Origin of the sequence: Paraburkholderia sp. A1RI-2L (assembly GCF_048957375.1) — a bacterium.
In the GTDB taxonomy this organism is placed as follows: Bacteria; Pseudomonadota; Gammaproteobacteria; order Burkholderiales; family Burkholderiaceae; genus Paraburkholderia.
The window spans coordinates 483,270-493,005 of the sequence record NZ_JARBTA010000003.1; the positions used below are offsets into that span (position 1 = coordinate 483,270).

Consider the following 9,736-nt stretch of genomic DNA (forward strand, 5'->3'; position numbering starts at 1 on the left):
TTAGTTGCATCTACGAGGCGAACCGCAACTAGTTGATGTGCGCGATGGTCCCCTGAATCGTGATGCCGGACGAGTCGAGCGTGATGCTCGCGCCGTCCGTCGAGATCACGATCGTCTTCGCGTTGATATTGACCTGCTTGACGTCCGCGTCGCCCACATTGATCGTCGGCGCCGAGACATCCACGTTGGTGATGCCATAGACTGCCGTGAAAGGCGTGCCGGTGATGATGACGCCCTTGCCGGTCCCGGTGATGTTCACTCCCCGGCCCGCGCCATCGCCCGTGATGCCGACGCCGTTTTCGAGTCCGTGCACGTCCACGCCCGAATCGCTGCCCTTGATGGCGACGCCGCCGGTGTCTCCGGTAATGTGCATGCCCTCGCCTATCGCATGCAGTCGCACCGCCTTTGCGGCGGTCGCGCTGTAGTCGCCGGTATTCACATTCACAATGCGCGAGCCTGCCGCCACCGTATGCGCGCTGGTCTGCTGCACCACTACGGTGTGAGTGCCGGTGGCCACGGTGAAGCTGTGATTGCCATTGGTGACGGCATGCGTGCTGTTGCCCGTCACGGTCACGCTATGGTCGCCGCCCACGCTCGTGGTTTCGTTGCCGCCGATCTGCGCCGTGCGGTGCTGCTTGACGCCCACGGTCTCGTTGTTGCCGATCTGCTTGTTGCGGTTGTTGCTCACCTGCACCGTCTCGTCGCGCCCCACACTGCGGGTGCGGTCGCGGCCCACCGAAACGGAATGATCGACCTCCGCCTCCATGTCGAGATTGCGCTCCGCGTGCATCCACAGTTGCTCCGAGCCCTTGCGATCCTCGAAGCGCAGCGCGTTCGCATGCTCGATTGTGCCGCCCGGCGTAGAACGCGAGAGCAACCCGCTTTGCGTCGCGCTCATCGGCAGGCCCCAGGGCGGCATGCGCGCGGCGTTGTAGACGCGCCCGGTCACGATTGGATAATCGGGGTCGCCGTTCAGAAAATCGACGATCACCTCGTCGCCCACACGCGGAATCTGCACACCGCCAAAGCCGCCGCCGGCCCATGGGCTCGACACGCGCACCCAGCATGAGGAATCCTGATCATTCTTCCCGTAGCGGTCCCAGTGGAATTGCAGCTTCACGCGGCCGTACTGGTCGGTCCAGATTTCCTCGCCGGGCGGCCCGACCACGACCGCCGTTTGCGGCCCGTTCGTGTGAGGCCGCGGCGTGGCGCACGGCGAACGGTATGGCAGGCTGTCGGGCTGCGCGAGCAAATCCGTCTCGTGCAGAACGGGCTCGTTGCCAGTATGGCTCGCGTAGGGGTTCTCCTGAAAGCGCCAGGCGCAGCGGACGATCAGATACTTGCGGTTCTGATCCGCGCGCGGGCAGCGTGCAAGCTCGAACAGATAGCCCGGCGCGCATGCGCGCACGTCGGTATGCGCCTGCGCGCGGTCGTAGACGCCCTGCAGTTCCTCCAGCCGCACGCGGTTGCGATGCTCGCCGTGCGCATCGTCGCGGTAGCCGCCCGGCCACTCGAATACGGCATAGTGGTCGTGATCGTGGCCGCGCGGTTGAGCGCGCTGCACGCCCAGATCGGCAAGCGGCTTCGTGTAGTCGTAGTCGCTCGCCTCGCGGCGCCCCGCGCTCACTTCCTGCACGGGCTGCCAGCGGTCGATATGCTCTTCGTCGGCAATCGCGGCCCGGTCGCTGGCGATGAACGGAATCGTCGCGAAGCCGGGCAGCTTGCCATGCGAGGCCGTTGCATCGCAGAGCACCAGCGTATGCATGCCAGCCTCGTGCCGGAAGAAATAGTAGATGCCCTCCGTCTCCATCAGCCGCGACACGAAGGCGAGGTCGGTCTCGTTGTACTGGACGCAGTACTCGCGCGGCGCGTAGGTCTCGGTGAGCCGGCTTTCGATGGGATAGCCATAGGGTGCGAGCACCTGCTGCACGATCTGCGGCACACTCTTTTCCTGGAAGATGCGGCAGTCGGCGCTGCGGCTCGCGAGCCACAGCCAGGGCCGCACGATCAGTTCGTATGCGTAGTAGCGCTCGGCGTGCCGTCCGATCAGCGTGGCGCGCGCGACGATGCCGTTCAGATAGCGTTGCCCGCCCTCCGCCAACTCGACGCGCACCGTCACCGGCTTGCCGAGCAGATCGCGCAGCGACACGCTATGGCTCGCGGCCAGTGCCTCGATGCGCCATTCGAACGGATGCCCGAGTGCCTCCCGGCCACTCAGGCGATAGAACTTGAGCTCGTCGCCGAGCGGGCTGTCGAGCGTAAAGATGCGCGCCACGCGTCAATCTCCTTGCGCGCGCGCGAAGACGGGCGGCTCACGGGTGTCAGTGCGCGCAGCATCCACAGCGCGCGCGGCCAGATCGATCACGAGCTCGCGCGCGGGTTCCTCGCTCAGCCGCTGTCCGAGCCAGGTCGAGAAGCCGAGCCGCCCCGCTCCGCCGGGCGCTGCGCGCGGCACCTCGGGCGCGGCCAGTTCGAGTTGCAGGTCCCAGTCGAACTCGGCGCCCACGTACTCGCGCACCCAATGCACGAGCCTCGCGGCATCCGCGCCGCCGGGCAGGAACGACTGGTAGCGCGCGAGCGGCAGCGGCCCGAGCACGATGCGAAAGCTGCCTTGCGCGTCGCGCACTGCACGCCCGAGCACCGCACCTTCGCCGAGCGCCGCGCGCGCGCCGCGCCCCCGCCGCCCGCCCTGCCCCACGCCGCGCATGCCGGTTGCGCCTGGCGTACCGGATGCGCCCGGCGTGCCTCGCGCACCGATCGCGCTACGCTGCCGTGCGTCGAGCGCGACCCAGCGAACGACATGCTCGACAATGCGCACCGGCACGCCGAAGTCGTGGCGCAGCATCTGCGCGAGCCCCTCGGGATTGCGCGTCTGGCGCACCCAGTGGCCCGCATGGAAGTACTTCGCATGACGGCCAGGCGCTTCGCGCGCTGGCAACGCGGGCTCCGTGGCACGCGCGCCGATCAGGCTCGCGACATAGCCGTCGAAGCGCGAGGCACCGGGCCAGTCCAGACCGACGACCGGCTGCGCATCGGCCCAGGCGCGATAGAACAGCACGAGCAGACGATGATGAAAGACGTCGGCGAATGCGCTCATCGACGCATCGCCCACGCTGTGCGCACGCTCGAATGCGTACTCGGTCACGTGCTGCGGCAGCGCGCCATTGGGACCGAACAGCCCGAAGCCCTGGACGAGCACGCGCGGCGGCGCCGTCTCGCCTGGCGCATCGGCAATGCCGGACACCATCGAAGGCGCGAAGGCAAGCGAAGGAATCTGCCCGAGCCGCACCGGCTCCGCGCCGGGGTGTTGCGCCGCGCCGAGCCGCGCGGGCGCGCTCGCGAGCGCATCGATCCAGCGCAGCAGGTGAAACAGGTCGTGCTCCGCCGGCGCGGCGCGCAGCCGGCGCCAGAACGCCAGGTAGCGGGCGCGGTCATTGTCGCGGCCCATATTTCGATATCCTGATCGATCGTTCATATCGCAGGCCTGCGTCCCACGCGCGCGGGCCATTCGGCGATTTCCCCGCGCTGCGCCGAATACAGCGCGAACTCGACGAACGCGTTAATCGACGCATGCCGGGCGAAGAATTGCTCCAGGGCCGCGCCAAGCGCGTAAGGACTGTCGCCTGCGAAGGCGTGGTCGTCCACCGTCATCTCCACGCGCACGCCGCGCCCATAGACGAGCGGCCCGGCCACCGGCAAGCGCCTGAATACCGGTTCGCACGCGAGCCGCCGAATGCCGCGGATGCGGCGCGCGAGCGGCGCATCCGCCGGGTCCGCGTAGATCTCCAGTTGCTCGCGCAGCCGCTGTGCGCCGGCCTCGTCGTCGATATCGGCGAGCGGCTGGTAGTTGAGCCCCAGATGCGCGATCAGCCGCCAGTTGGCCTCATCTTGCGCGAGCGGCGGGCGCGGCGTCGAAGGGCCGCGCACGATGTGCACGCGGCTCACCGGTGCGGATATTTTCAGCGTGAGATCGGTCACGCCCGCGGCCGCGAGGTGCAGCGGCAAGTCGCGGTTCGTGCACAGCGTGTCGGCGGAAAGCAGTTCGATGCGCTCGTCGAACGGCGCGTGCCTGCGGTCGACGAGCGACACGCAAACGTCCGTGCCCGCATAGTTCGAACGCATGCCGCCGCGCCGCGCCTGAGTACCCACAAGCCGCGTTTCGCGCCGCACGGAAAAGTACGCCCCAGATTCCTCGGCATCGCTGGCATTCGCCATGTAGAGCGGATGAAACGCAGTCTCTCCCTGGGCGTTTCCATTGCTGCCCTCGCCGGCACGATGACCGATCACGCGCTTCACCGAGAAAATTTCGTAGTCGAGCGCGCGCGTGCGGTCGACCATCAGCCGGTATTCGCTCGTGCCGGGCGTCACAGGTATGCGCTCCGTGCGCCTCGGAAACAGATTGATCGCCGGCGTGCAGTTGAGGGCGAGATGGGTGGCGTCGATGCTGCGTTCGAGATCGGCGTCGTCGCCGTCGATGAGCAAGAGCATCTCGATGCACTCGCCACGCGAGGCCTCGAACGCCTGGCGCAGGCCGCGCACGCTGAAAAATAGATTGCGCGCGCCAAACGCGAAATGCTCGCGCAGGATCCGGTAGCCCTCGAAGCCGCGCGAGCCGGGTGGAAAGAGCGCCTGGTCCGCGTCGAAGCCTTCGTGAACAACGGCCTCTGGCCCGAGCGAGGCGAGCCGATGGCTTTCCGCGCCACGATCGGATTCAGCGGATTCAGCAGGATTGGCGCCATCGCGCAGCACGACGCCGAGCGTGCGCGCGCACACGAGTTCGAGCAGCCGCATGGCCTGCCGCTCGGGTCCGCCAAGGAAAAACGTCAGCTGGTCGACGGGCAAGCGATTCAGACTCGCGCCGCCTTGCGCGCCCAGCACGACGCGCAAGGCGCGTCTCGCGCCGCTGCCCTCGCCAGCGCCCGCCGGCACCGGCATCAGATCGACGGCGCGCAGCACGAGCGGCCACAGCGTGACTGGCTGCGCGGTGCGAAACTCGCAGGCCGTACCCATGCCGCGCGGCGCGGCCGCCATGAGGCTGGTCCCCGCCGGCACGGTGAAGCCCTGGCCCAGCGTGCCCTGGGCCGGATCGGCCTCGAACTGGACGATCGCCATCGCGGGTGTGGGCGCGAGATGATCGGGATACACGACATCGAGCAGCCGCTCGGAAAAGCGCGGAAACTCGGCGTCCATCTTCAACTGCACGCGCGCGGTGAGAAAGCAGAAGCCCTCGAGCAGGCGCTCGACGAACGGGTCCGCGACGTCGATGCCGTGCATGCCGAGTCCGCCCGCAACCTTCGGATACTGGCGCGCGAACTCCGCTCCCAGTTCGCGCATATAAGCCAGCTCGCGGTTGTAGTAGTCAAGAAAGCGTGCGTCCATAGCGTGACGTTGGTTCAGCGCCGCGCGCGGCCGCTGGTGGAGTCTGCATCGCCGGACCGGTTCAGCGGGCGCAGCAGCGCGAAGCCCGAATCCAGATCCAGCTCGGTTTGCAGCAGCATCGCAATCGGCGGCTCCACGCACGCGAGCCGCCCCGCGATCTCGAAGGTCAGCACGTTGTGCCGGCTCGCGCGCCGTGGGTCGCTCACACACCGCACCTCGACGCTCTCGCTTTGCAGGCGCGGCTCGAAGCACACGATGGCCTCACGCAGCGCATTTTCCAGGTACTGCGTATCGATGCCCGAAAGCGGCGTGCCCGCGAATGCCGGCACGCCGAAGTTGAGCACCGAGCGGCCCGCTTCGGCGTAACGGCGCGCATCGTGCTCGTCGAGGGCGCAGGCCGTGTTCAAAAGCCACGACAGGTCGCGCAGCACCGCTTCGAGCAGCGCGCCTGTGCCGTGGCCGTCGTCGCGCAAGCGGTCGAACAGCATGGGACGCGCCGTGCGCCGGGGTTCGACCGCATGGACCGCGCGGGCTTCGCGCACGAAGTCCCGATAAGCGGAATCACTCGCCATGCGGGCCTCACATTTCCGTGTTCTTCTTGATGTCCCAGCCCATCGTCACTTCGGGCCCCTTGCCGCCGTTCGCGTTCTGCTCCCAGTACTGCTTTTTCACGCGCGCGGCCTGAAAGCCGTATTGCATCATCAGCCGGTCGGTGGCGTCGTTCGCTTCCGCGCCCACCACGCGCGCCGTGGTCACGATCACCTCCTCCAGCGTGACGCGCGAGAACTCGATCTGCTCGCCGCCGGTCTTGCACGACGATATCTCCACCTTCGATAAATGCTTGCCGCTCGCGCAGTGCTTGATGATGGCGGGCGTGGCCTTGTCCATGAAGGCCATCACCACGAGGTCGTCGAAGTTCGCCTTGCCCGCATTGCCGCCCCCGCCCGTGGCCATGGCCGCCGGTTGCGTCGCGCCCCAGGAAAACGACTGGATGTCACTCCAGCCGCCATGCTGCTTGTCGGCGGATTCGCCCGTTGCGCCATCCACCTTCATGAACATCGCCACGCCCATTGTGTTTCTCCTGTTTGCTCACGCGGATTGATCAATCATCCTCATCAACTGCCCGATACCTCCAAGGCCGGCAATCGGGACACCAGCCGCAGCGACACCGTCAAGCCCTCCAACTGATAATGCGGCCGCAGGAAAAACCGCGCGGAGTAATAGCCGGGGTTGTCAGCCACGGCGTCCACCACCACGCGCGCCTCGGCCAGCGGCTTGCGCGCTTTGGTGTCCTGCGAAGAGTTCGCCGGGTCGCCGTCTACATAGTTCATGATCCAGTCGTTGAGCCAGCGCTCCATGTCCGGGCGCTCGCGGAACGAGCCCACCTTGTCGCGCACGATGCACTTGAGGTAGTGCGCGAAGCGGCTGCACGCGAACAGATACGGCAGCCGGCCCGAAAGCCGCGCGTTCGCGGTGGCGTCGGGGTCGTGATACTCGGCACTTTGATACAGCGACTGCACGCCGATGAAAGCGGCCACGTCGGAGTTCTTGCGATGAATGAGCGGAATCAGCCCGTTCTTCGCGAGCTCCGCCTCGCGGCGGTCGCTGATCGCGATCTCGGTCGGGCACTTCAGGTCGACGCCGCCATCGTCGGTGGGGAACGTGTGACACGGCAGGTTCTCCACGGCCCCGCCCGACTCCACGCCGCGTATTGCCGAGCACCAGCCATAGAGCTTGAACGAGCGGTTGATGTTGGCCGCCATCGCATAGGCCGCGTTGGCCCATGTGTAATGGTCGTGGCGCGCGCCATCGGTTTCTTCTTCGAACTCGAATTCGTCGACGGGATCGGTGCGCGCGCCATAGGGCAGGCGCGCGAGAAAACGCGGCATCGCGAGCCCGACGTAGCGCGAATCGTCCGATTCGCGCAGGCTGCGCCACGCGGCGTACTCGGTGTTCTGGAAAATCTTCGTGAGGTCGCGCGGGTTCGAAAGCTCCTGCCACGAGTCCATCTGCATCAGCGACGACGACACCCCGCCGATGAACGGCGCATGCGCCGCCGCCGCGATCTTCGAGATCGATTGCAGCATTTCGACATCGGGCGGGCTGTGGTCGAAGTAGTAATCGCCCACGAGGCAGCCGAACGGCTCGCCGCCCAATTGTCCGTACTCCTCTTCATAAACCTTCTTGAAGAGCGGGCTCTGGTCCCAGGCAATGCCCTTGTGGCGCTTGAGCATGCGCGCGACTTCCTGCTTGCTCGCGGGCAGCACGCGAATCTTGAGCATCTCGTCGGTTTCGGTGTTGTTCACGAGATAGTGCAGCCCGCGCCACGCGGACTCCAGGCGCTGGAAATCGGGGTGATGGAGCATCGCGTTGATCTGCGTGGACAGCTTCTCGTCGATCGCGGCAATCATCTGCCGCACGCCTTCGTAGGCATCCGACGATAGAGTCACCGTGCGGCTCTGTTCGAGCGCCTCGCGCGCGAGCGTCTGCACCGCGGTTTGCACGGCCACGCGCGCGAGCTCGGTCTTGGGACTGATCTCTCGCTCCAGCAGCACCGAGAACTCGCCGCCGCTCAGCGTAGCCGCCGGCAGCGTGGTGGCGGCGCTGCGCTGTGCGCCTTGCGTTTCACTTCGGCTCATGGTCGTCCTCCTCGCTGGCGTTGCGTGCCGGCGGCGCGCCGAGCGCCTTGGGCTCGGACAGCTCAGCGAGCAGCGCCGGGTCGCCCAGCGCCCGCGCGATCAGCTCCTCCGCGCCGCGCTTGCCGTCCATGTACGAGAGCAGGTTCGCAAGCTGGGTGCGCGCTTCCAGCAAGCGTCGCAGCGGCTCTACGTTGCGCGCGAGCGCGGCGGGCGCGAAGTCGTCGATGCTGCGAAACGCCAGCTCGACGCTCATCGTGCCGTCGCCCGTGAGCGTGTTGGGCACCTGAAACGCGAGCGACGGCGCGATCGACTTCATGCGGTCGTCGAAGTTGTCGACATCGATCTCCATGAAGCGGCGCTCGGCGAGATCCGGCAGCGCCTCGCTGCGGTTGCCCGCGAGGTCGGCCAGCACGCCCATCACGAAGGGCAACTGCACCTTCTGCTCCGCGCCGTAAAGCTCAACGTCGTATTCGATCTGCACGCGCGGCGCGCGATTGCGCGCGATGAACTTCTGGCCGCCGTCCAATGACTTGTTACGAGACATGTGAGTCAACTCCCGCGCAATCCGTGCGCTTTAATCCACAATCCAGCAATACGATTGAACCGGGCGCTTCACTGCGGCGATTCATTGCGGTTCCCGCTCAGGTGGTCGAGCTCACGCACGCTTTCCGGCGCAATGTCGCGAAAGATCTCGTAGAAGTTCAGCGAGAGCAGGCGCTGCGCCCGGCGCAGAAAAATGGGCGCCGGGTGGCTCGGCTCGTGCAGCTCGAGGTAGCGGCACATTTTTTCGAGGCCAAAATCGATGTCGGCGCGGCTCGAAATCTCGGCGTCGCGCCATGCCGTGCCGTTCGCGGCGGGTGGTCCCGCTGCGCGCTGCTGCGGTGGTGCGCTTTGCTCTGCGTTTTGCTCCGCGTTTTGCCCCACGTTTAGGGGCGTGCCTTGCCCCGCGGCTTCCGCCATGGCCTGAGCCAGCTCGGCAGCCAGCGCGGCTAGCTGCCGTTCGAATGCGCTCCTGTCGATCGTCCACGCCTCGCCGAGCCTCTCGCTCGTCCTGCGCCGCAATCCCTCCAGTTGCTCCCGCACCGCGAGCGCGGACAGCAGCGCGGGGCTGTCCGCAGCGTGTGCCTGGCGCAATTCGCGCAGAAGGCGGGCGCGTCCACCGGCGTAGCTACCCACGCCGTTGCCGGCATCGCTGCCGCTTTCGCTGGACATCACACCTTCGCCTTGCTGCAACAGTTCTGCCGCCGCACTCACGCTCAGCGTCCCGATGAGCGACTGCTCGCGCGCCGCGCGCACGCAGCCCTGTGGGCCGGCCAGTTCCGCCAGCGCATTGAAGCGCGGCAGCGGATCGGCCTCGTCGTCGAAACGCAGCGCCGGATGCAGCGGCTCCCAGTACGCGTCGAGCAGCGCCGACGCAAGCCGCAATCCATCCGCATAGCCTTGCAGGCCGCGGCTGTCGATCCACGCCCAGGTGAGCGGCACGACGATGCGCAAGTCCTTCGTGCGCGCCAGCAGCGCGAGCGCGAGGCGCTCCACCTCGCGCCACGCAGGCGACTGCGCAGCGATGACCACGTCGCCGTACTGCTCTTCGGGCTTCGCCGTGGCGCAACGCTGCAGCTCCAGAAAGTCCGCGTCGTATTCGAGGTCCGGTCCGCACGGCGCGTCGGCGCTGATCGGTGCGAGCAGGGTGTCGATCATCGTTCGGTCTCCTTGACGCA

The 9,736-nt window shown here is 67.0% G+C and carries 8 protein-coding genes; all 8 read right to left on the reverse strand.

From position 1 onward, the window contains the following. Positions 1 to 28: 28 nt before the first annotated feature. The 8 genes from PWP93_RS25405 to tssA all read right to left on the reverse strand — a co-directional run bounded on the left by PWP93_RS25405 (position 29) and on the right by tssA (position 9,716). Entirely contained in the window at positions 29 to 2,275 is a 2,247-nt protein-coding gene (locus tag PWP93_RS25405; RefSeq protein ID WP_421046512.1) for a type VI secretion system Vgr family protein, read from the reverse strand. 3 nt (positions 2,276 to 2,278) lie between these two features. Beyond that, positions 2,279 to 3,448: a type VI secretion system baseplate subunit TssG gene (tssG, locus tag PWP93_RS25410; RefSeq protein WP_421046513.1), complete on the reverse strand. Its 1,170-nt coding sequence runs from the start codon at positions 3,446 to 3,448 to the stop codon at positions 2,279 to 2,281. A gap of 23 nt (positions 3,449 to 3,471) precedes the next feature. Further along, positions 3,472 to 5,379: a type VI secretion system baseplate subunit TssF gene (gene tssF, locus PWP93_RS25415; RefSeq protein WP_421046514.1), complete on the reverse strand. Its 1,908-nt coding sequence runs from the start codon at positions 5,377 to 5,379 to the stop codon at positions 3,472 to 3,474. Positions 5,380 to 5,393: 14 nt separating this feature from the next. Continuing rightward, entirely contained in the window at positions 5,394 to 5,951 is a 558-nt protein-coding gene (tssE, locus tag PWP93_RS25420) for a type VI secretion system baseplate subunit TssE (RefSeq protein WP_421046515.1), read from the reverse strand. A 7-nt stretch (positions 5,952 to 5,958) separates the two neighbouring features. Beyond that, positions 5,959 to 6,450 (reverse strand): Hcp family type VI secretion system effector, encoded by a 492-nt coding sequence (locus tag PWP93_RS25425; protein ID WP_421046516.1) that lies wholly within the window; start codon positions 6,448 to 6,450, stop codon positions 5,959 to 5,961. 44 nt (positions 6,451 to 6,494) lie between these two features. Further along, positions 6,495 to 8,018 carry a type VI secretion system contractile sheath large subunit gene (gene tssC, locus PWP93_RS25430; protein ID WP_421046517.1) on the reverse strand — a complete coding sequence of 508 codons (1,524 nt, stop codon included), beginning with the start codon at positions 8,016 to 8,018 and terminating at the stop codon, positions 6,495 to 6,497. Beyond that, a complete protein-coding gene (gene tssB, locus PWP93_RS25435; RefSeq protein WP_421046518.1) occupies positions 8,005 to 8,562 on the reverse strand; it encodes a type VI secretion system contractile sheath small subunit in 558 nt (185 codons plus the stop codon). Before tssB ends, tssC begins: the two co-directional genes overlap by 14 nt. A gap of 68 nt (positions 8,563 to 8,630) precedes the next feature. Further along, complete coding sequence (tssA, locus tag PWP93_RS25440; RefSeq protein ID WP_421046519.1) at positions 8,631 to 9,716, reverse strand: type VI secretion system protein TssA; 1,086 nt, start codon at positions 9,714 to 9,716, stop codon at positions 8,631 to 8,633. Positions 9,717 to 9,736 lie beyond the last annotated feature (20 nt).

Coding starts and splice junctions, on each gene's coding strand:
- PWP93_RS25425 (WP_421046516.1), bottom strand. CDS start 6,450: ATGGGCGTGGCGATGTTCATGAAGGTGGATGGCGCAACGGGCGAATCC.
- tssG (WP_421046513.1), bottom strand. CDS start 3,448: ATGGGCCGCGACAATGACCGCGCCCGCTACCTGGCGTTCTGGCGCCGG.
- tssF (WP_421046514.1), bottom strand. CDS start 5,379: ATGGACGCACGCTTTCTTGACTACTACAACCGCGAGCTGGCTTATATG.
- tssA (WP_421046519.1), bottom strand. CDS start 9,716: ATGATCGACACCCTGCTCGCACCGATCAGCGCCGACGCGCCGTGCGGA.
- tssC (WP_421046517.1), bottom strand. CDS start 8,018: ATGAGCCGAAGTGAAACGCAAGGCGCACAGCGCAGCGCCGCCACCACG.
- tssB (WP_421046518.1), bottom strand. CDS start 8,562: ATGTCTCGTAACAAGTCATTGGACGGCGGCCAGAAGTTCATCGCGCGC.
- tssE (WP_421046515.1), bottom strand. CDS start 5,951: ATGGCGAGTGATTCCGCTTATCGGGACTTCGTGCGCGAAGCCCGCGCG.